The organism is Nocardia neocaledoniensis (genome assembly GCF_029868625.1).
Taxonomy (GTDB): domain Bacteria; phylum Actinomycetota; class Actinomycetes; order Mycobacteriales; family Mycobacteriaceae; genus Nocardia; species Nocardia neocaledoniensis_A.
In genome coordinates this window covers 23,906-44,479 of sequence record NZ_JARWOJ010000381.1, presented here as the reverse complement: position 1 = coordinate 44,479, position 20,574 = coordinate 23,906, and the positions used below count along the sequence as shown (strand labels likewise).

The window sequence follows — 20,574 nt, the reverse complement described above, 5'->3', positions numbered from 1 at the left end:
CGCCTGTTCGAAGTCACCACTTCCGCGGTCGAAACCTTCCTCACCGACGTCGGAAAAGCCAGGGGGCCTTCGAACATGCGCACCGGGCGCATCGTGCTCTCGGGCATGTTCCGCTACGCAGTCCGCACCAGCCCCCTCGAGATCAACCCCGTCCGCGAAGTCCAGATGCCGAAAAACATCGAAGCCAAGGGCCGCACCGGCGGCGCCGGCGACCTCACCACCGACGAACTGCGCTACATCCTCTCCGCCGTCCGGACCTCCCAGATCCTGTGCCCGCGACAACTCGCCAAAGCCGAACGAGAACGCGGCACACCCGTCAAGGCATACACCCCACCCACCGTCGCCGCCTACTGCGAAAGCGCCGACCTCGCCGACATAATCACCCTCTACGCCGCCACCGGCCTGCGCCGCTCCCAGATGCTCGCACTGTTGTGGACCGACATCGACCTCGACGCAGCGACCCTGCGTCCCACCGGAAAACTCGTCCGCGTCGCGGGCAAAGGACTGGTCCGTGTGACCAGGAAAGATGACCCGAAGAACCGGACCGGCACCATCGCACTGCCCGAGTTCGCGGTGGAAATGCTCAAACGCCGCAAAGCCGCGGTGGCGAACCGGCGACCGGCTTCTCCTCCGGACCCCGGAATCGAGGTCCTGGATCTGGTGTTCCCCTCGGCCGTGGGGACATTGCGTGACCCGCAAAACGTCGGACACGGCTGGCAGCGTGTCCGTGAAGCCCTGGGGTTCGCCGAGGACATCACCCCACACAGTTTCCGCCACGCCGTGGCCACCATCCTCGACGACGCCGGCCTGTCGGCCCGTGTCACTGCCGATGTCCTCGGCCACGTCGACCCCGCGATGACCCAACGCCACTACATGGCACGCGGACGCCCACACAAGGCCGCCGCCGATGTACTCAACCACGCGATCACCGGACAACTACCGAACGACACTGCCCGATAGTTGCCAGTACATCAGCAGCAGGAACCCGAGAAGATCGCCCGAACTCGAACCCATGGAAGCCCGCCAACAGAATTAGTGGGGAGTTAATGGTGACAAAAACAAACGCAGGTCAGCCTAAAAACATAGGCTGACCTGCGCATACGTGGAGCTAAGGGAATCGAACCCCTGACCTTCTCCGAGCGCGCAGCACAGGCAACTATGGCCAACGCTGGATAACTGTCGACTACCAGAACAGCACCCCCACCTGGGCAAACACGCTTCGCCACGACAACGATCGGAAACGCTGGACAACTCTCCACAACGGCGTCTCCAGCCGAATTAGGTCATGTCTCCCAATCGTGTTCCCCGGTTTTCGCCTGGTAGGTGATCGGGTCGGGCATCATGTTCGATGTGGCGGCGGCTGTCGGTGATCGGCATCAGGTTCTGACGGATAACCAGTGGGAACTGCTCGAGCTGCTGCTACCGAAGTCGGATGGTCGGGTTGGTCGCAACTTCTCCAACTATCGCCTGGTCGTGGAGGGGATGCTGTACCGGTTGCGGACCGGGTTGCCGTGGCGAGACCTGCCCGAGGTGTTCGGTCCGTGGCAGACGGTATGGAAGCGTCACCGCCGTTATGCCGAGGACGGGACCTGGGATCGGGTGCTGGTCGCGTTGACCGCGTTGGCAGATGCGACCGGGAATCTCGACTGGGTGGTCTCGGTCGACTCGACGATCGTGCGGGTGCATCAGCACGGTGCCAATACCCGCCGAGGTGTCGGCGCGGTGCCCGGCCCGGACGGTGAGTTATGAGCCGGCTGATCACGGGATAGGCCGGTCTCGCGGTGGGTTGACTACCAAAGCCCATCTGGCCACCGACGGCAAGGGTCGTGGTCTGGCGGTGTTGATCACCGCAGGCCAAGCCGGAGATTCGCCGATGATGCCAGCAGTTCTCGATGCGATCGGGGTACCGCGGCTGGCCGGTGGCTCGCCGCGCCGCAACCCCGATCGGGTGCTCGCTGACAAGGCGTATTCCTCGGCGGCGAATCGAGAGCTGTTGCGAGGCAGGCGGATCACTGCGGTTATCCCGCAACGGTCTGATCAGGTCGCCAACCGGAAACGCCGCGGACGCGCAGGCGGACGCCCGCCCCAGTTCGATTTCGATGCCTACAAGGGCCGCAACGTGGTCGAGCGGGCGTTCAACAAGGCCAAACACTGGCGTGGGGTCGCGACCCGCTACGACAAGCTGGCCTGCACCTACCGGGCCGGGATCGTCATGGCCTTGACAGTCGAATGGCTCAAGCTACTGGGAGACATGACCTAGTGGTGAGATAGTGGGATCACCATCCCCCCAGCCGGTCCCGCAGACGACCCAGTAGCGTGAGGTGATGCTGCGTGGAACCCACGTCGGCGAATGGATCGCCTACCGCCAGCAACACTGAGGTCGCGTGGGACCTGGCAACGCTCACCGAGGACGAACGGAACGCTCGTTTCCTGATGGCCACCGTCGGCAGCGCTGGGCGTATGGTCCAGCGACCAGGTGTGCAAGGGGCCAGATGCGCTAAAGTCCTCGTCACATGTCGGGGTTCTCGGCGAATATTCTCGGCATGACATCGGCAACGACCGCCGTCTCGGGTGGTGAGGACTTCGACTACGCAGGCGAGCGCAATCCTGCCAAACTTCCCACAGCAGTGACCCGAGCGGGCCTTGCCTGCGGTGCCGACGGTTAGCAACTTCATTGTGGGGGAGTCGATTCGGATATCCACGGTGTCCTCGGTCTTCGCGGGCCAAGCCAGATCGACCGCGCCTATCGAGGTCGTACCGTCAGAGGACTCGCGGGCTGTGTTCGACGAACTGGTCTCGCAGGGCGCTATCCACAACAATCTGTCCATTGGCGGCGACCCCGAAGGCAGCTTCGACTTCTACCTGCCAACCGAAGGACGCGTCCAGGCTCGCATCGCCCGTGATACGTACCGCCACGAGCTCGCGCTGCGCCGCGTTCTCGAACGGCTTGCGAACCCTGGTTCAGATGTTGCCGACGACTTCAGCGGGCCGTTGTCTGCCGGCGAGATCCGCGAAGCAACACACTATCTGGTTGAGATTGGTCTTTGTAAGGGCTCCGAACGAGCAGACGGAGAGTTCTACCACGTGGAAATCACTCCCAACGGTCGGGCCGCCGCGCGCCATCCGTACCTGATCGATGGGGGTTCTGCACCCATCGCGCCGGTCACCAACATCTCGGCCGACAACTACGGGGCGATGACCGTCGGCAACCAGGCTGTCGGCGGGCAGGGGCACACCATGAACGCCACCATTACACAGGGGGCGTCTCTCGACGACGTCCTGACGGCGATCAGCCAGCTGCGCAATGACATCGAATACGCCCCCGGCATCGATGACGTCGACCGCGCGGAACTTCTCGAAGATGTCGACACGTTGACCGAGAAGGGGATCAAGCGCGGGCTCAACTGGTTGAAGGCAGCACTGGTCCCGTTCGGTGTGCAGGTTGCCGACGTGGCAGGCCAGGAACTTGCGGACAGGGTGCTGGCCATCGGGTCCCAGATCATCTAGCGAGCTCAGTGCTCTTCCCGAGCCTGTCAAGGACAGTCCTGAATACGCCGAAGGCTCCCTTGGAGGGCGCCTTCGGTTGCTCTTCGCGAGCGAAGCATCAGTCCCTACGCGGGACATCGTGCCCGGTACGGTCCGATCCGTCGCGTTCTTGCGACGACGACACCCAGGGCGCGGCGTACAACCAGTCAGGCGTAGACGTTCTTCCCGCAGGGGTCGGGGCCCACGCGATTTGACGCTCTCGCCCGGGCCTGCCCCGTGGGACTACTGCTGGCTAACGGCCGCAGCCGCTTTCTTGGCGCGACTGGCGAGGGCGCGGCGCTCGGTGGCAATCGCGTCGAGCTCAGCGGAATCGACCCCTCCCTCAGCCCACCGAGTAGCGAATTGTTCGAGCCGGTCAGCCGAGTTACGCAAAGCGGTGCGCGCTTGCTCAAGCGGCACGTTGTCGACGTGATTCAAAGTCGCTTCGAGTACGTAGCGGGAGGCGAGCAGCTTATGCTCGTTGCCTGCGGTCGGCCCGAACTCCACGGCGTCGAGCCAGGCGGGCTTCTGCTGCCACGGAGCGAGATCCAGCATGGAGAGGCAGGTGCCATACTGGAAGGCAACGAGCTGGCTCGTGCCTTGGTTCGGAGAGTTGGGGTTGATCCTTGCCGCTTCGCTCTCGTAGTTGTCGAGCATGTCGCGAAGTGCAGAGAAGTTGTTGGCCCAGGTATTCAGGTCGGCAGAAGTCACGTTGTACCTCCTAGTCGGTGAGCTTGCACAACGATAGCCATGGCCACCGACAGATCAGCGCCAGCTGAAGGCTCGACGAGGACGGCGCTGGCCAGACTCGGCGCGCCGACGTCGAGAACCGGAGCGACAGCCATGTCTCGCACGATTGGTTCACCCGTTCCACTTCGACTGCTTCTGTACGCCGCCGCTGTGGGCGCGTGCGCACGCTGACACCCAGGATCGAGACCGTGCGCACGCCCCGTTCAGCCGCGCACACAGTGCAGCTGGCCGTGCGCATCTACACCCGCCCCGTGCGCACGCCGAGAAATCGGAGAGATTCCGCTGTGCGCACGGCCCTCAGCACGAAGGTTCTCACGGTGTACCCAGCAGATACGTAATCTCGCACGACAGTGAGGCGCGGGCGAGGCGATCCATCCGCGACCGTCCGCGACCCGTTTCCCTCGTGCTGGGTCATCGTCAGTCCGAACAGGTACTCGGTCACCCCTTGGGGAGTGAGACCGAACTCCTTGGCAATGTCGCGCACCGTCATCCCTTGCCCACGCAGCCCGGCGAGCACTCTATCCAGCACCTGTGACGATTCATGTACAAGCGCCGAGCCTGGCTCCGCGGAGCGGAATCCACGCTTGCTCAACTCCACCAACGCTGCGCGATATGTCCAGTCAGTCATCAAACCCAGCGCATGCAGCCGGTTCGCCAGCGCTGTCGCGGAGACGTTCCATCGAGCCTTCGCACGGATGATCTGCGCCACGCTCGGGTTTCGCAGACCCACCGCCAGAACATCATTGCGAGGCATGAGCAGCGCGCTGGCGAACTGATTCGCCGCAGCTTCCGCCTCGCGCCCGTGCGCACAGCATGAGTGCAGTGAATACATAGGTGCCCGAGCTCGTGAGGTGCATCGAACCGTAGCCGCTCGGCGGTGGTGTCGAGAAAACGAACGGAGCATTGCGACGGTAGAAGCTGAAGGCATCGACGTCTCAGCGCCGCAGTCGGCCTCGCGGTGATCATGACGCTGGCAATGGTGGCCCACGCGCGCTGGAAGGAGCCCGCCGCGATCGTGTTCAACCTGGCCCTGCTGGCAGCCGCGGTGTTCGTCACTTGGGGACGTTTCGGCCCCTACGCCTCCTGACCACCCCGATTCCCGAAGGAGGACTCGTATGAATGTCACCGTTTTCGGGCCACCGGTTCGCTGATGGTGGACCGGCTGCTCGCGGCCGGGCACACCGTGACCGCTTACGCCCACAACCCGCCAAGATCCCCTCTCGCTGGGGTGAGCAAGTGAAAGTCGTGGTCGGCGAGGTTTCCAATGCGGCGCGATCGAGGACGCAGTATGTTGTGCCGATGCAGTGATCAGCGCGTTGGGCCCGAGCATGGACCGCAAAGCCAACCGGGACCCCGCTGATCGAGGGCACCAGCCACATCCTGGCGGCGATGAAGCGTCACGGTGTGGGCCGCTTCGTCGGCCACGCCACTCCTGCGGTACTGGACCCGCAGGGGTCCCCGACCTTGATCACCCGGTTGATCGAGTTCATGCCGCGCACGTTCATGCCCCGCGCCTACGAGGAGATCACCGGCATGTCGAACCAGATCATGTCCTCGGGGCTGGATTGGACGATCGTGCGGTTCATCGCCCCCAAGGACTGTGCACCGAAGGGCCATATCCGGTCAGGTTCTTCGGCACCGACAAGCTCGGCTTCGCGATCACCCGCGCCGGCATCGCCGCCTTCACCGCCGATCAGATCGGCGAGAGCCGCTACCTGCATCGCGCAGGCGCCATCAGCAACTGACCACCGTCGAAACCTGAACGGAGACCTGTGTCCATCGTCATCACCGTTACCTCCGGTCACCTCGGCCGAGCAGCCGTCGAAGCCGTCCTCGACCGCAGCACCGACCCCGCCGAGGTGATCGCCGGTGCCCGCGACTGGCCAAGATCATTGACCACGCCGCCCGAGGGGTGCACACCGCGGTCATCGACTACGATGACCCCACCACCATTACGCCGGTGAATATGTTCGTGCTGGTCTCGGGCACCGACCTGGCCAACCGCGACCGCCAGCACACCGAGGAGATCGCTGCCGTCGCGAAAGCCGGTGCCGCGCGGATCATCTACACCAGCGGCCTCAACGCCGACGACACCGCGCTGTCGACCGCGGCCATGCACCTGCCCACCGAAGACGCGTGCGTGCCAGCGGGGTGTCGTACACGATCCTGCGCAACGGCCGGTACAGCGAGAACTACGGCCGCGACATCCCCACCGTTCGCGAGACCGGTGTGCCGCTGTCGAGCACCGGCGACGGTGTGGTCGCCTCGGCGTCGCGCCGGGATCTGACCGAAGCCATCGCCGTTGTGGTCACCACCGAGGGGCATGAGGACAAGACCTAAGAGCTGTCCGGCGACACCGCCTGGGCCTACGACGAACTCGAGCCTCCGATGCCGCTATGCAACGTCGCTGTCCGAGTACGCCATTGGCATTGTCAATCCCAGTAGGTGGGCCGCAATCTCACCGCGGCGTTCATAGGGTAGAAAGTGCCCGGAGTTCGGGAAGATGACCAGGCCGCTCTTTGGTACGCGACGGTGTATCGCACGAGCGTGATAAACGGGAGTCAACAGATCGCGCGAACCTGCGAATACGACGACACGACAGTCGAATCGATCCAGTGCCGAGTACCGATCATGGGACAGGATCGAACGAGCCAGCTGTGCGACGCTGCGAGGATTGCTGCTCGCCAGCTGCCCTACCGCTCGGTTCAGGTCGTGGCGGAATGGGCGGTACCCGAACAAGACGGCACGTGTCAGCTGTCGCACGATGAGCAGCGGCCGGGAAGGGATCACGAGAAGCGGTGCCACAGTCAACGCCAGCGATACCAACCATGACCAGAACCCGCGGCGCATCAGTCGTCCGAGGATATCTCCGGCTCCAGTCGCCACGAACGCGACACCGACGACTCGCGCTTCGAGCACCATGCTGTCGCGTTCGGCCAGCGCCATCAATGTCATTCCGCCCATGGAATGACCGCCGAGCACGATCGGGCCGACGGGTGCATATGCGGAGATGACTGCAGCGAGATCGTCGGCGAGAAGCTCCAGGCTCGCTGGAGCAGATTGCGACTGCCCGTGTCCTCGATGGTCATAGGCGAGTACACGCACGGTGGGATCCGCCGTGACGACGAGTTGTGCGACGTCTTCCCAACTCCCATGAGAAAGCGCCAGCCCGTGTGCCAGGATGATTGTCACTCTCGGGCTCGTCGATCCCCACTCGGCGATATGCAAAGCAGGCCCAGAGTCCCGCTCAAGCATGTATTTTCGGGGAGCCACAAAGATCGTAGATCTCGAGGTCATAATTTCAGTTCCCTACTACTGACAGTGTCGCTGGCTACTTGACCGGAAGGGCCATGTCAACACCGCCGACATCCGTGATCTTCCAATCCGTGTTCTTGTCTAGCGTCACCGTGTAGGTGACAGTTGTTTGCGCGCCCTCCGGGGTCTGCGCACTGGTCGATGTCACACTCAAGAAGACGTTCACAACATAAACACCAGCGTCTTCTGATTTCACTCTCGCGGCGATTGGGGTCGCGTTCGAAGTCCACTTAAGTGGAAGTACAATGTCTTTGAGCTGCGGAGCAGTGAGGTCGAACTTGTTCGCTAGGGCGGGGGAAGTATTCGATTTCAGATTACGTACCCATCCATCGAAGTTCTGATAATCAATATTGGACGCGCCAACAGCGTACTCGGAGGCTACTTCTTCAGCCCTCTTTTCCGCGGACGCAATGGAGTCAGCTTCTCGCAGCTCATTCCTCGTAGAGAGCCACAACAGAAAGCTAACAGACATCCCAACGACAAGTGTTACCACTATCGCTCCGACAATGATCGAGCGCAAGTCCACCGACAGCGTTCTTCCCGGACCAAACCGGTTCCTGTTCGCTACGACCGACTCTGCCGGCGTACCCAACTTACTAGATACGGTCTCCGCTCTGCCGTCGATGTTGTCAGCGGTTTCTACGGGCATGAATATCTCCTCGGGTAGCGTGTTTCGGTCCTATTTGATGCCGATACGCACATTCAATGCACTGTCTCCAGTCGCGCTGAGAGCACGTGCTATCAAATCGCTTATGTCTATCTGTGGCATGGACATCGCCGCGCTGTCCGCCAGCGGTTGCACGGCTGGTGCCAATTCTTGCAAGTCGGGTCCAATGCGGCTGAGATATTCCGTGACCTCGCCGAGGAAAGGCACGACGCCGTTGCCTTGCAAGTAGTCGTCCGGCATGGTGCCGATACGGGCCAGCCGGGCGATGGAATCGGCGATGAGAGCACCCCACATTCCTGCCTCGTCCCACAAGGGACCAGCGGCTGCCATCCCGGGCCCGGCCCAAGCCATGTCCGCGCCCATCGTCTGTAGATCGACGAGGATGCTGCGGATGGCGGGCGACCTACTCAGAATCGTCTCCGATAACAGTGTCGTCGAGGCTGCCAGCCTCGGCATAACGGTGTCTGTTCCCGTCAGCGCTTGATCCAACGTCTTGACGATGTTGCTGATCGCCTGCGGATTCAGTTGTTCAAGCAGACCCGTAACAGTCTGCGCCACGTCTGGAATCGAACGGGGCAGTATTACTTGCACCGCGTCGAGGCGCTGGCCATCGGTTAGGTAGGGACCGGCGCCGTTCTTCGGCACGAACTCGATATAAGGCTCACCGAGACCTGATAGGTCTTCGACTGTCGCGGTCCCTGTTGCCGGAATTCGGTATCTCGACTCGAGGGCTAGTTGCATTTCGACACCGCGTTCAGCTTTCTCTATCGACGCGATCTCTCCCACCTTCACACCACGTAGGAGTATCGGTGAACCCACTAGCAGACTTCCCGCCTGGGGAACACGCAACGTCACGTTGATCGAGTCACTGAAGACATCTATTCGCAATACACCGAATGTGAGATAACCGACGCCCAGAATCAAAACCGACATGATAGCAACGAGGGATAGTGCCGAACTCAGTTTCATCGCACTGCTCCGATCATCCGCAATGCCGATAGAATTCCAGCGATCCGGTCGGCTTCGGATCCGGGAGAGCCTTCGGCAGTCTCAAGGCCGGTAACATTAACCTTCGGTCCGTGCTCCACGAATGGAATGACCTTTTCGCGCAACAGCGCAATGATCTTGTTCAAGTTCGACGGGGCTGAGAGGTCCAACGGACGGGACGTGAAAAGGAGTGGTATAAAAGCACGGGCAGCCGCGTCGCCTGACTGCGCCAGCGGACCGATCCATCGGAGGGAATCTGTCAGTAGCGTGAATCCATCGTACAGTGTGATCAAACCGATCATGGACGTCATCGACGCAGCCGCCTGATCCACTCCAGAATCTGTCAGCAGATACTCCAATTCGGGTGTTCGGCTCAGGACAGCATCGGTACTGGCCCGCAGTCCACCCAGTAAGCCGTCGATAGCATCCAGGTGCTGTGCCAAGTCTTCGATATCGGCACCCAGCACTTCCGAGATCGAGGCAGTCTCCCGTGTATCCGCCGGAAGCACCGAGTTCACGCGGTTGATGATCTCCTGAGCCTGCTGTATTCCACCCCCTTGGACAAAGGTCGCCAAGACGTTCATGGTGTCCTCAACCTGAAGCAACGGCTTAGTTTGTCCTCGATCGATTGTGGAGCCCGGCGCGATGAGGCCACCTCCGCCGGCCTCCGGGGTGATCAACGCTATGGAGACGTCACCCAGAATGGTCGGCTGGCGGAGCTCAGCCGTAGTTCCAACAGGCAACCGCACCGATTCGATGATTTCCACGTCGACCACGACATATCCGTCGTTATCTTTCCCGGCATCGATCACCGCAACATCGCGGACAATTCCGGCACGCAGACCGTCGACCGTCACTCGTGCTTGTGACGGCAGGTTTAGCGTATTGGCGAACTCGATTCGGATACTATAGCGGTCCCCCGATATCCCAGTCCCAGGGACAGGAATCGCAGCTGGATCGAATCCGCAGCCGGGGACAAGGCATACAAGTGCCACAGCGGCCGCGGTCACGAATTGCGTCCGGCGGGTCCGGGAAGAAATGGCCACCGCGTCTACTCGCAGTTTCATCATCGCGCACCCGCCATTCCGAGCACCAAGGGAATCAGAGACACATTCGTCAAACCATCCTCAGCAGTATCGCAACGGCCCTGTGCGACCAGGCCGATCGCGGCACATATTCGGTCAGCATCAGCTTGGGGCATGGCCACCCTAGGGGTTGCATACGTCAGAACGGGTCGACCGCTGTGCGCGTCGGTTACGTTCCCGAAGGCTTGCAGCAGCGGGGGCGCCATGTCGACAATGTCCCTCATTGTACCGATATTCGCGCTGGCGAGGCGCGCGAGGGGAACTGTCGCATCGAGACCTTGGAGGATTTGGTCACCAAACATAGTGGTGATTTCGTTCAGCCATGGCACGATAATTCGCAATGAATCGATGATCGAGACTGTTCGCGCGAAGATTCCGTGGTCGATCACCGCCAGCCCCGGCGCCAGACGGGTGATCATGGATTCGATATCTCCCCATCCACGCGCGACACTATTCATCAAGCTGTGCAGCGAATCTATGAGGGCTCCGAGGTGTCCGGCGGCAGCGTTGGACGAGCCGAGCGCCCGGTCGAGTGTACGGATTATTTCATTCATTTTCGGACCTGTGCCGGACAACGAGCTGTCGAGTGCGGCGATTTCCTCGGATAGCTGCCCGCGCTGTTCCGGATCACTCCCATTGTCGATTTCTGCTGCGAGGGCACCCAACGCATCGAGTGTCTGTGTCATGCTTTTCGGAGTCAAAGTACGGGAAATGCACTTTCGGGGATCCCATTCAGCATCGGATTCGCTGTTGTCGAGAATAGCCAGGGAGCGATCAGCAACGATGGTGTCTGAAAGGGTAGTGGCCGATACCTCACCACGCGGCGAATGGTTGGCGTCCACCTCGAAATCAACCTGCACCGCTTCGCCACGAGGTTCGATGTGCGTCACCGTGCCAACTCTGACGCCACGAATGGTGACGTGGTTTCCGGTGTACAGTCCAATTGCGTCCGGCATGGTTGCGCAGTAGTGCCGCATCGCCTTCGGAGGGTTGAGTACCGCGAAATACCCAGCAACCAATATCGTGCACATAGCCCCGACGCCGAGGAGGGATATGAGGCCGCGGGAGGCCAGAATCCTATTCATCCTTAGCAATCCTTTCCAGGGACGGGAATACAAACCGACTGCGCAACGACAACCGATGCAGACTGGTCAATAACGATGCCATCTTCTGAGGAAGCGATCGGCTGCAGTCTCGACATCAAGTCCCGAGTGCTTGTGATGATCTGCCCCATACCTTCGCCTAGACGGTTCAGTTCGGGTATGACCTCGGCCAGACTTCGGGCGATGGAATCCAGCCTTGACCGGTACACCGGCTCGAGTGCTGCGATCCGAGACAGAAGCTGTTCCATCAACCGAACTGCCTCGAAAATCTCAGCCCTTTTGCCGAGCCCCACCGTCTCCATAAGGTTGACACTTGCGATCAGTTCCCCGAGGATCGCCTTCGAGTTATTGATCGCACTGATGTACTCGTCGGCCATCGCAAGCGTTTCCGACACGTCCCGACTCTGACGGTCGAGAATTTCGACGAGCGATGTGAACGCATCGACTGCTCGCTGGATCCCTGCCGGCCCGGAAACGATCGCGCGGTTCATGTTAGTCAAGTTCTGCCGTAAGGTATCGCCCTCAATATCCGCGATCGGCTGTGCTGCGTCCTGAAAGGTCCGACCGAGGCTGTACGGGAGATGCACTCTATCAGAAGGTATCGGGGCGCGAAGCGATGAAGTCCCTGCTGATGTCACGGCGAGATAGTGCCCACCGATCAGAGTCAACATTCGGACGTCGAGACTTGTCTGATCGCCTATGAAAATATCATCGTCAATCGTAAAGCTCACGCGGACGTCCTTTCGACGCAGCTCAATCGATTTCACAGCACCGACCGGAACACCGGCGATACGGACGTCATCGCCGACCTTAATGGACCCGAGTTCCGACATCTCGGCCCAGTACGTCGACTTGCCGAATGGCACCACGTACACCAAAACGCTCGCTAGCAACGCGACACCCATAAGGAACGCTCCGAGGACGCCCCATCGCAATTCCCGCAAATCACGTGATGAGGCAGCCGTTGGCGCCCAGCCAGCGAATCTCCCGACAATGCTGACTAGTTTGGCTATCATCCTTTGCATATCGATATCCTTTGTCCCGTGATCATCACCTGGAAAGGATCCGGGCTGTCGACGTTCCCGTTCGAACAGTTTCGGTTCACGACAGGACTATCGGACGGAATCCAACTATTCAGGGTCTGGAGCATCGCTGGCAGTTTTCGGAGTACTTCGACTGCCTGTTGAGGATCTGGAAATATTGTCCGCAGCAGTGTATCGGCGTCCGGATTGCTACCAGGAGTCAACCCAATCGCGTCGAGAAGGCTGTTCAGCGGCGCGATCACGTCTGGAGCCATAAGAGCGAATTCGACGATTCCATCCACCTTGCTACGTAGCGTTGAGACAACCACCGACAGCTCCGAAACAAGCTGCACCAGATGTGAGGATCGACCGCCGAGATGGTCAGATATCTTTTTCAGATTAGCCACCAACGCGGTAATCACTGCCTGTCGGTCCATCGTATAGCTGGACAACGTCTGGATAGAGTCGAGAACCGAACCGATACCCGAGCCGTCTCCTTCTATAGCGGCGATCATATTAGTAGCGAACTTATTTACTGCTGCTGGCGACAACTCGCTCAGAACCGGTTCCAGCCCGTTGAATAGAGCTGTGATGTCGAATGACGGGATAGTTCTGGAAGCCCCGATCCTACTGCCTGCCGCCAACTCCGCAGTGACTGGCGATGATTGTTGAACATCGACGTAACGCTGGCCCACCAGACTCTGATATCGTATAGCTAGGACGGTGTTCTCGTATAAATGCCGATCGCGTTCGACCATGAACGTAACGATTGCGCGACCATCCTCAAGTGAGATCGAAAGCACTTTACCTATGCGGACACCGTTCATCCGAACATCGTCTCCGGACTTGAGACCGTTCGCATCGACGAATTCCGATGAGAACTGCTTAGTCCCTCCTGAGACCGGGCGTTGCACAGTCTGCGCGATTGCTGCGAGCAGCACTGCGATCACGACTACAGAAACCGCGAGCTTCGCGACTACCACCAATAGGCTGCCATGCCTGTTCATCGACCACCCCCGAAATACGGTGTCGGAACCAACGTTTCCGGCGATGACGCCGCAATCGCGGGAACTAGATCGAGAATCAGTTTGATACTCAGTACCGGGCCACTAGGCGTCGACGTGAACGACCGATCCAGCCGCGACAGTATCTCGGAGAGCTGCATGCTCGAAACACCAGGCGTCGAAACCATTCGACTGCCACTTGCAAGAATCGGCGTGAGCATTGCCGCGTATTCTGACAGATGCGCCTGCGCCGTGAATAGCGTTCCCGCGAGGGCGGGGAAGAAGCGTTGGCCTACAACACTGACTGTGGCGTCGAATAGTTCGCGTTGGTTATTCAGAATCTCGATGGTGGTGAGTCGATATATCAGGCCTACCGTGCCGTCGATCATCGATGCGCTGCCGACAAGCATCGAGCCGTACTGTTCCAGCAATGCCGAGACCGGCACAGAGCGTGTCTCAGCGACGTTCCGACCGGATACCACAATCGCCTCCATCAGTGGCGTGAATTGGCGGGCCGCTGTAGCAACCCGCACCAGCACGTCGGTGAGTTCCGGGGTAAGGAGGCTTCCCGTGGTCTCCGCGACTGTCCGAATCAGTACACCCATGGTCGCATCTCGCTGCCTGTCAGATCGAGGACCCGTCAGGTCGATAACAACGCCGTCTCGCAGGGGTGTGCCCCCAACGCCCGGTTTCAGCGCAACCTCGCTGATACCGAAGAGATTAGACGGCGAGTAGTCTACGAGAAGGCTGTCGGTGAGCCCGCTCGAGTTTGTTCGATCAAGCATCAAAGTCACCTGTTTCGCCCCATCACCTGAGCCGATGGCAGTGACGGCACCGATGCCGACACCGTCGAACTGCACCGGCGTTCCCACGCCGACGCCGTCTCCGATTTTCTCGGTGCGCAACACCACGAGCATTCGGTTGTCGCCGCGGGCCGCATTGCCAACTGTCCAAGCGGCCGCTACTGACAGTGCCGTCAGCACGGCGACCATACCGACAATAATCGACGATCGCTTTGTTGCCGATACTCCCGGCATTTCATATCGAGACATCGGCGCTCACCCTGTGAATTCGATCGCGGAGTTGACACCCCACAGGAGGATGGTCAATACCATGTCTAGACCGATGATCGCCACAAAACTTGCCCGGACGGCACGGCCGGACGCAATTCCGACGCCTTCCGGCCCGCCTGTCGCGAAGAACCCTTGATAACTGTGAATCAAGATGACAGCCGTCCCGAATACCAGAACTTTGATCACAGCAGCAGTGATATCCCACCCGCTGATGAATTGATAGAAGTAGTGATCGTAGACACCTGCGGCCTGGCCGTGCAGCTGGACGATCACAGTCCGGCACGCCGCGTAGCTGAGGATTAGCGCGATAAGAAAAGTCGGAACGATCGCCACCGCGCCGGCAATAATCCTGGTCGTTACAACGAAAGGAATCGATCGCAATCCAAGCGATTCGATGGCGTCGATCTCTTCTGAGATCCGCATCGATCCGATTTGGGCGGTTATACGACACCCAGCTTGTGCGGCGAATCCGACTCCTGCCGCGATCGGCGCTAGCTCTCGGGTGTTGGCGAAGGCTGAGACAATGCCTGACACCGGCCCCATACTGATGAGGTCTAGAGTCGCGAATGACTCGACGCCGACCGAGCCGCCGATGACCAGTCCCAGCACCACCAGCATCGGGACCGTTCCACCGCCCACGATGATCGAGCCTTGCCCCCACGTCATATCCGTGATCGCGCGCATTGTCTCCGCTCGATATCGTTTGAGCGTGAACGGTATCGCCGACAATGCCTGCCAGATGAAATTGAGGACGAAACCTAGAGGCTCCACCGGAACGACACGGTGCCCGAGTGACGTCGCTGTTCGCCGGGCCTTCACTAGCCGCGGGGGGGTGTACTTCATCTCCGACATCTATGCCAGCCTTGTTGGAAGGAACATTGAGACCAACTGAGTGACCAATAGATTCACGACAGCGACAGAGACGACGGAGAGAACAACCGCCGCGTTCACGCCATCCGCTACTCCACGTGGACCACCTTTGGCCTCAAGACCCCGCTGGCACGCGATCATCACGACGATGAAGCCGAACAGCACAGACTTGACAATCGACACGCCGATATCCGCCATTACGGTGAAGGATCCGAAGGTTCCCCAATAGCTGCCGGGCGTCACCCCCTGAGGACCGACCGCGACTGCATATCCCGCCACGACCCCTACGAAGATGATCAAGACATTGAGCATCGGTGCAACGAGAATCATCGCCACCATCCGGGGAATCACGAGGCGATGCATAGGACTTATGCCCATCGTTCGCATGGCGTCGATCTCTTCACGGATGTTGCGGGCGCCCAAGTCGGCCGCGATCGCGGCCGCGCCAGCCGCGCCCAGCAACAATCCTGTCGCCATGGGGGCGCCCTGTTTTATTACCCCCAAACCGCCGGCTGCACCGAGCAGCGAATCTGCGCCGATCTGATGGATCAGATTCCCGACCTGAACCGAGACGATAACCCCGAATGGCACGGCCATTAGAATTGCCGGAATTGCGGTAACCGTAATCAAGTACCAGGATTGATACAGCGCCTCACGCCATTGAAACTTCAATCCGGCAATGTCACTCGCGGCACCCATCGCGGCTGAATACGCCATCCGCGTAGTCCGACCAAACGTTCGGAGGCCAGAGACCACTGTTCCGGATAAATTCTCGCGAATTACTCGGGCCGACGCCGACAACTCGCTACGCGCAGGCACCACGGCAGATTCCCATCTCGTCTCTCGCATCGTTGTCCGACATCGCGGCGGGCGCAAAGAACGCATCGGTTCGGCCGATCTTGCACCCGACGCACTCGGCTGGTGTTGGCCGGAAAGCTGTGCCTTGCTGAGTTGCGGCCAAGTGCGCCATCACGACCACGCCACCTCCATGTGTGCTACGGCAAGTACTAGATACTCGAGGTACGAGTATGCGTCCTGGGTCACACCCTGTCAATAGACCATCAGACTCCAACGGATGCGTGACAGCAATCGGTCCGCAAACTTGCGATCCGATCCGACGATCGCCGCTTGGCGATGGATTTCGAGTCGCTCGCGACCTCCACCGGATGCAAGCTCGCCGACACGCCAGACCCATCAGCGCGGTCTCGCCGACCGCGATATGCCCCTTCATCGCCGCACGACCGCCTCGAAGCCTTCCCGTAACTCCATTTTCGGGCCGTCTCCATGCATACACAGCAGAATCTGCCGGGAGAACGGTCCGGGGAAGACCTGGCCCATCATCACTCGCGCAAGGTGACCGAGATGGCGTAAGCAAAACTGCAGTTAACTTCATGCGGGCGCGAGTGCTTCCGCCAGCCATGATGGAATCCGTCTCGGCCGGTCTTCTAGGTCTGGTCTTACCCTGGTTTCACGGAGCCGTGGACCTCACGCCACGATGGTTGCGTTCTCGTACTCCATCGAGGTCAGCATTCCGATGCCGCTATGACGCCGCTGCCGGTTGCGGAAGAGCTCGAGGTATCGAACATCGCGTCTTGCTCCGCATATACACCCGTGGCGTCGGACGCGGCGTCGAGCCTCCAGCCCGATGAACCCACCGATAGCCGACGTCAGGCGAAACTCCCGCGGCAGCGGCCCGGTTCCTGGCTCCTCGATCCAGAAACTCTGAAGCGCTATCTCGTCCTCGGACACCCCGGTGCCGAACGGACCGCCGAAGTCGTCCGCGACAGCCTCATCGCCGCCGTCACCGAACTACCCGCGACCCCCACCGCACCGCGACTTGGGACCAGGATGCCGAGACAGCCGAGCACCGATCCCTTTCCCATGGCCACCGACATTCGCGTCTTCTTCGCCGATCCCGGCGCACTGCGGCAGCGCGGCAGCAACGAAAGACACCAATGGTACTCTGCGGCAGAACCGAGGTCGCCGAGGAACTCACCGGCCGTCCACAGAAAAATTCTCGACTGCGACACACCAGCCCAACGTTTGGCTGCTTTGATGGACGCTTCATAGTCCGGCCGTTGCGACGACTCCTGGATCCAAGATGTTTCATGATCGAGCGCACCTGTCCAGAGCCAACCTCGATACCCATGCCGATAGTGAGCTCGGCGTGCATGCGGTGCACGCCGTAGCGGCCACGGGAGGCCAGATGGATAGCCCGGATCGTTTCGGCGAGCATCTCGTGGCGCAGTCGGCGTTGGCTGGGTGATCGGTTGCGGTGATGACGGTAGCCGCGCTCGGACACGCCGAGCACACGGCTGGTGGTGCGGATGCTGATTCCTTGCCCGGTCAAGGTCGAGACACCCGGGGACCGCCTTTTGAGCCGAGCGTGGTGTCGTCGAAAACCTTCGCGGCCAACCCCGAGTCGCTCGCAGCTCCTCCTCGAGTTGCTTGATCCTGTTCAGCGCAGCCCTCAGTTGCGCCGATTCGTCCATGGATGTCCCGGGGGCCTCACCGCGGGCCTGGTGTTCCACCGCTACAGCGTGGCCTCGGTGACTCCAGATCACGGGCGACATCGGCGACCCTGCGTCCTTTATCGACGACCAGAGCGACAGCGCTTTCACGGAATTGTGGGGAGTACATCATCGGCACGAGCGGAGATCCGTCCATCGAACGGTTGGAAACTCACAACTCAGCGGACAGAATTCCGAGACAGCCCAAGGCGGTCCTCAACCCGTGACGGCTCGCCGACGGCCCGGCGTCATTCTGTGACACGGTTGAGATTGGTCTCCAAACTGCCCGAACTGGCTCAAAGGGGCAAGGCTGGTGCCAGCACAAGTAGGACGAACGGAGAGCACATGCAATGCTGCCCAGGCCGCGCACTATCGCCAGTTGGCCATCGCTAGCGACCTGGAGTCCGCGCCTCTCCCGTTATCTCTGGCCAGCGTCATATGCGGCTGATGGGCCTCTCACCCTTCAGCCGCCTGGCCTTGCAAGTCGCGATGTGCCTTCTTGCAATCAGAGAACAGCCCGTCAGCAGTCGTTCCCTTGGCAATGGTTTCGCGCAAAGACGCCATGACCAGCATCCAACCGCCGGAAGCGATCGGGCCTATAGGGTGCGTCCGAGGAAGTCGGTGACAACCTGCGTGAATGCGTCATTGTCATCTCCTGCCACCATATGGCCAGTTCCGGAGACATCGGTCGTCTCCGCGTGCGGCACAATTTCCAGGAATTCTGCAACGGTCTCCTGCGATACCAGATCGGACAGGGCACCGCGCACGAGCAGGGTCGGCGCGACGACTCTACCCGCACCCGCGACGAGCAATTCTACAAGTGTGTCGAATTGCTCGGCACCGGCAGACGCGTCCTGTTGCAACGCCTGAAAACGACTCGTGATGAAGGCGGGATCCCATCGCCACACCCATCGACCGTCGGCTCGTTGCCGCAGTACCTTGTAAAGGCCCTCAAGCCGCACCGGTCGTTCGCGGTGCGGGTTGTATGCCGCGATGACGTCGGCAGCGTTTTCGAGGTTCGCGAATCCGTCAGGATGCGCGGACATAAACGAGACGATGCGTCGAGCGCCATCGAACTCCATCCGTGGGGTCACGTCGACCAGCACCACCGCTCCCCACAGCTCGGGGGGCGCAAGCAGGTGCGCGGCAAGAACGGTCATCCCGCCCAATGATGCTCCGACGACCGCGGGCGCGTCCTCGGTGCAGAATCGTTCTCGCATTATGAGCAGGTCATCGACAAGGTGCTCGACGTCGTATCGTCCGTCGGGGGCCCAGTCACTGTCGCCGTGCCCACGTGCATCGTATGCAACTACTGTGTAGCCGCGATCGCGCAGGCGGAGCGCTGAGGTGGTCCAGGCGTGACGACTCTGCCCACCTCCATGCAGCAGGATCACAACCTGCTGGTTGGAACCATGGGGATAGTAGTCGGCCGCCAGCGTGATTCCGTCACGAGCCAGTACCTGCATCTCGATCATGCCATCCGTCACGAGCTGCCGCCCCCGTCGCTGACGATCGTAACCGTTCCCTGAGCGGCGCACACTGGCCTGCCGTCGTTGGTGATGTCGATGCGTGCGACGCCCGATCGCCTGGTCAGGGCAATGACATCTGCCGTGGCGATGCATACGCCAGCCGTGACCGGCCGCAGAAGATTGATCTTGAACTCGGTTGTCGCGACCCAGCAGCCGGTCGGGATCACCGGATAAAAGACAACACCCAGGCAATGGTCGACCATGGCTGACAGGCAGCCACCGTGCAATGTACGGAAGGGGGTAAGGAGCTCGTCTCGCACCTCCATCTCGGCGATCAACCGACCGGCGCTCAGTTCGGCATGACGAAATCCGAGATAAGCCGAGATGCCGCCCACATCCGTTGCTGCGCCGAGCACCTGCCCAGCAACTCGGGGGTCGAACTGCGGGAATTCCATCGGAGCCTCCTCCGTCTCTGCGTTGACCTGCCCCAAGGTGACACTACTGCAGATTTGTGTCACCTGCATTGCCGATCTGCACGTCGTCGTGACCGCGGTGCCCATCCAATTCGGTAGACGCTGGTACGACGATGGCAGGCAGGAGGCAGCGGCAAAGGTACGCGCGGAGGCCAGCAGGGCTGCGTCGTCTCGGACCGCGCACGGTGAGCAGGCTGAGGATCGTCCGCAGGATCCACTCCGCGGCGTCGTCCACTGAGATCCCCGGCTGCAGGTCATCGCGGTGACGGGTGAATACCGGTCGCAGGAACTCGGTGACGAGTTCGAAGAGGGCGACCGATGTGGACTCTGTCAGACCGATTCCAGCGAGGCGATCATCGCTGACGAACAGAGCGGAAATCGACTTCTCTCGGCTGGCGGCGTGAACAGTGGTCTCTACGAAGACCAGCACGGCAGATGCGAGATCAGGCTGTCCGGCGAGTGGCCCGCCAATCCCGTCGAGGTAGCGGCCAGCCGTCCGCAGGACGACGCCCGAGACCACCGATTCACGGTTCGCGAAGTGCCGGTACACGGTGGCCCGAGAGACGCCGGCCTGCCGAGCGATGTCCTCCATCGTCGTCGCCGAGAATCCGACCTCTTCGAAGCAGAACTCTGCGGCATCAAGTAGGGCATCCCGGGTGCTACCCCGGGCCGAGAATCGCGCGCCGCGACGTGCAGATTTCGTCGTCACCACAACGAGTAT

The 20,574-nt window shown here is 60.8% G+C and carries 21 protein-coding genes and 3 pseudogenes; 7 read left to right on the top strand and 17 right to left on the bottom strand.

The features are described from left to right. The 3 genes and pseudogenes from QH270_RS30295 to QH270_RS30285 all read left to right on the top strand — a co-directional run. On the top strand, positions 1–960 hold a 960-nt coding region (locus QH270_RS30295; protein WP_280347686.1), incomplete at its 5' end, for a tyrosine-type recombinase/integrase. Positions 961–1,341: 381 nt separating this feature from the next. Beyond that, positions 1,342–2,260 (top strand): annotated as a pseudogene (locus tag QH270_RS30290) (IS5 family transposase). 518 nt (positions 2,261–2,778) lie between these two features. Then, the gene (locus tag QH270_RS30285) at positions 2,779–3,507 is read left to right on the top strand and encodes a hypothetical protein (RefSeq protein WP_126405856.1); all 729 of its coding nucleotides are present in this window, start codon (positions 2,779–2,781) and stop codon (positions 3,505–3,507) included. Between the two features lie 261 nt (positions 3,508–3,768). Here QH270_RS30285 and QH270_RS30280 read toward each other — a convergent pair whose 3' ends face one another. Then, a complete protein-coding gene (locus QH270_RS30280; protein ID WP_019050185.1) occupies positions 3,769–4,236 on the bottom strand; it encodes a hypothetical protein in 468 nt (155 codons plus the stop codon). Positions 4,237–4,513: 277 nt separating this feature from the next. Beyond that, entirely contained in the window at positions 4,514–5,107 is a 594-nt protein-coding gene (locus QH270_RS30275) for an ImmA/IrrE family metallo-endopeptidase (protein WP_022565892.1), read from the bottom strand. A gap of 117 nt (positions 5,108–5,224) precedes the next feature. Between QH270_RS30275 and QH270_RS30270 the strand changes: the two are divergent. From QH270_RS30270 to QH270_RS30260, 3 genes and pseudogenes are all read left to right on the top strand, one after another. Next, positions 5,225–5,362 (top strand): annotated as a pseudogene (locus QH270_RS30270) (DoxX family protein); the annotation flags it as partial. 302 nt (positions 5,363–5,664) lie between these two features. Continuing rightward, positions 5,665–6,138 (top strand): hypothetical protein, encoded by a 474-nt coding sequence (locus QH270_RS34765; RefSeq protein ID WP_022565893.1) that lies wholly within the window; start codon positions 5,665–5,667, stop codon positions 6,136–6,138. Between the two features lie 273 nt (positions 6,139–6,411). After that, positions 6,412–6,615, top strand: coding sequence for a putative NAD(P)H--quinone oxidoreductase (locus QH270_RS30260; protein ID WP_022565894.1), 204 nt, complete (start codon positions 6,412–6,414; stop codon positions 6,613–6,615). A 54-nt stretch (positions 6,616–6,669) separates the two neighbouring features. Here the strand turns inward: QH270_RS30260 and QH270_RS30255 are convergent, their stop codons facing one another. From QH270_RS30255 to QH270_RS30210, 10 genes are all read right to left on the bottom strand, one after another. Next, positions 6,670–7,467 (bottom strand): alpha/beta fold hydrolase, encoded by a 798-nt coding sequence (locus QH270_RS30255; protein ID WP_067488063.1) that lies wholly within the window; start codon positions 7,465–7,467, stop codon positions 6,670–6,672. Positions 7,468–7,606: 139 nt separating this feature from the next. Further along, entirely contained in the window at positions 7,607–8,239 is a 633-nt protein-coding gene (locus tag QH270_RS30250) for a hypothetical protein (RefSeq protein WP_022565896.1), read from the bottom strand. Positions 8,240–8,269: 30 nt separating this feature from the next. Then, complete coding sequence (locus QH270_RS30245) at positions 8,270–9,226, bottom strand: MlaD family protein (protein ID WP_280347682.1); 957 nt, start codon at positions 9,224–9,226, stop codon at positions 8,270–8,272. Continuing rightward, on the bottom strand, positions 9,223–10,311 hold the full coding sequence (locus tag QH270_RS30240; RefSeq protein ID WP_247607242.1) for an MlaD family protein: 1,089 nt from the start codon (positions 10,309–10,311) through the stop codon (positions 9,223–9,225). The genes QH270_RS30245 and QH270_RS30240 overlap by 4 nt, the downstream gene beginning before the upstream one ends. Beyond that, positions 10,311–11,414 (bottom strand): MlaD family protein, encoded by a 1,104-nt coding sequence (locus tag QH270_RS30235; RefSeq protein ID WP_067645227.1) that lies wholly within the window; start codon positions 11,412–11,414, stop codon positions 10,311–10,313. The genes QH270_RS30240 and QH270_RS30235 overlap by 1 nt, the downstream gene beginning before the upstream one ends. 2 nt (positions 11,415–11,416) lie before the next feature. Then, complete coding sequence (locus QH270_RS30230) at positions 11,417–12,337, bottom strand: MlaD family protein (RefSeq protein WP_167353357.1); 921 nt, start codon at positions 12,335–12,337, stop codon at positions 11,417–11,419. Positions 12,338–12,444: 107 nt separating this feature from the next. Beyond that, entirely contained in the window at positions 12,445–13,461 is a 1,017-nt protein-coding gene (locus QH270_RS30225; RefSeq protein WP_022565901.1) for an MCE family protein, read from the bottom strand. Further along, positions 13,458–14,450 (bottom strand): MlaD family protein, encoded by a 993-nt coding sequence (locus tag QH270_RS30220; protein WP_022565902.1) that lies wholly within the window; start codon positions 14,448–14,450, stop codon positions 13,458–13,460. Before QH270_RS30220 ends, QH270_RS30225 begins: the two co-directional genes overlap by 4 nt. Positions 14,451–14,516: 66 nt before the next feature. Further along, positions 14,517–15,383: an ABC transporter permease gene (locus tag QH270_RS30215; protein ID WP_067488053.1), complete on the bottom strand. Its 867-nt coding sequence runs from the start codon at positions 15,381–15,383 to the stop codon at positions 14,517–14,519. Continuing rightward, positions 15,384–16,118, bottom strand: a complete 735-nt coding sequence (locus QH270_RS30210; protein WP_019050175.1) for an ABC transporter permease — start codon at positions 16,116–16,118, stop codon at positions 15,384–15,386. Positions 16,119–16,943: 825 nt separating this feature from the next. Between QH270_RS30210 and QH270_RS30205 the strand changes: the two genes are divergently transcribed. Next, positions 16,944–17,471 (top strand): hypothetical protein, encoded by a 528-nt coding sequence (locus QH270_RS30205; RefSeq protein ID WP_245655558.1) that lies wholly within the window; start codon positions 16,944–16,946, stop codon positions 17,469–17,471. 13 nt (positions 17,472–17,484) lie between these two features. Here the strand turns inward: QH270_RS30205 and QH270_RS34760 are convergent. The 5 genes and pseudogenes from QH270_RS34760 to QH270_RS30190 form a co-directional block, all read right to left on the bottom strand. Next, positions 17,485–17,637, bottom strand: a pseudogene (locus tag QH270_RS34760) (IS3 family transposase); the annotation flags it as partial. A 272-nt stretch (positions 17,638–17,909) separates the two neighbouring features. Beyond that, entirely contained in the window at positions 17,910–18,041 is a 132-nt protein-coding gene (locus QH270_RS34755) for a transposase (RefSeq protein WP_369689850.1), read from the bottom strand. A gap of 466 nt (positions 18,042–18,507) precedes the next feature. Continuing rightward, on the bottom strand, positions 18,508–19,386 hold the full coding sequence (locus QH270_RS30200) for an alpha/beta fold hydrolase (RefSeq protein WP_067488051.1): 879 nt from the start codon (positions 19,384–19,386) through the stop codon (positions 18,508–18,510). Positions 19,387–19,394: 8 nt separating this feature from the next. Next, positions 19,395–19,835 (bottom strand): PaaI family thioesterase, encoded by a 441-nt coding sequence (locus QH270_RS30195; protein WP_030204326.1) that lies wholly within the window; start codon positions 19,833–19,835, stop codon positions 19,395–19,397. A 43-nt stretch (positions 19,836–19,878) separates the two neighbouring features. After that, positions 19,879–20,562 (bottom strand): TetR/AcrR family transcriptional regulator, encoded by a 684-nt coding sequence (locus QH270_RS30190; protein WP_432420453.1) that lies wholly within the window; start codon positions 20,560–20,562, stop codon positions 19,879–19,881. Between the last annotated feature and the right edge of the window lie 12 nt (positions 20,563–20,574).

Bases quoted from the DNA above. Each gene is read 5' to 3' on its own strand.
- QH270_RS30275 (WP_022565892.1), bottom strand. From the start codon at position 5,107: ATGTATTCACTGCACTCATGCTGTGCGCACGGGCGCGAGGCGGAAGCT.
- QH270_RS34765 (WP_022565893.1), top strand. From the start codon at position 5,665: ATGAAGCGTCACGGTGTGGGCCGCTTCGTCGGCCACGCCACTCCTGCG.
- QH270_RS30250 (WP_022565896.1), bottom strand. From the start codon at position 8,239: ATGCCCGTAGAAACCGCTGACAACATCGACGGCAGAGCGGAGACCGTA.
- QH270_RS30245 (WP_280347682.1), bottom strand. From the start codon at position 9,226: ATGAAACTGAGTTCGGCACTATCCCTCGTTGCTATCATGTCGGTTTTG.
- QH270_RS30240 (WP_247607242.1), bottom strand. From the start codon at position 10,311: ATGAAACTGCGAGTAGACGCGGTGGCCATTTCTTCCCGGACCCGCCGG.
- QH270_RS30235 (WP_067645227.1), bottom strand. From the start codon at position 11,414: ATGAATAGGATTCTGGCCTCCCGCGGCCTCATATCCCTCCTCGGCGTC.
- QH270_RS30230 (WP_167353357.1), bottom strand. From the start codon at position 12,337: ATGGGTGTCGCGTTGCTAGCGAGCGTTTTGGTGTACGTGGTGCCATTC.
- QH270_RS30225 (WP_022565901.1), bottom strand. From the start codon at position 13,461: ATGAACAGGCATGGCAGCCTATTGGTGGTAGTCGCGAAGCTCGCGGTT.
- QH270_RS30220 (WP_022565902.1), bottom strand. From the start codon at position 14,450: ATGGTCGCCGTGCTGACGGCACTGTCAGTAGCGGCCGCTTGGACAGTT.
- QH270_RS30215 (WP_067488053.1), bottom strand. From the start codon at position 15,383: ATGTCGGAGATGAAGTACACCCCCCCGCGGCTAGTGAAGGCCCGGCGA.
- QH270_RS30210 (WP_019050175.1), bottom strand. From the start codon at position 16,118: ATGGCGTATTCAGCCGCGATGGGTGCCGCGAGTGACATTGCCGGATTG.
- QH270_RS30205 (WP_245655558.1), top strand. From the start codon at position 16,944: ATGACGCCGCTGCCGGTTGCGGAAGAGCTCGAGGTATCGAACATCGCG.
- QH270_RS34755 (WP_369689850.1), bottom strand. From the start codon at position 18,041: ATGTACTCCCCACAATTCCGTGAAAGCGCTGTCGCTCTGGTCGTCGAT.
- QH270_RS30200 (WP_067488051.1), bottom strand. From the start codon at position 19,386: ATGATCGAGATGCAGGTACTGGCTCGTGACGGAATCACGCTGGCGGCC.
- QH270_RS30195 (WP_030204326.1), bottom strand. From the start codon at position 19,835: ATGGAATTCCCGCAGTTCGACCCCCGAGTTGCTGGGCAGGTGCTCGGC.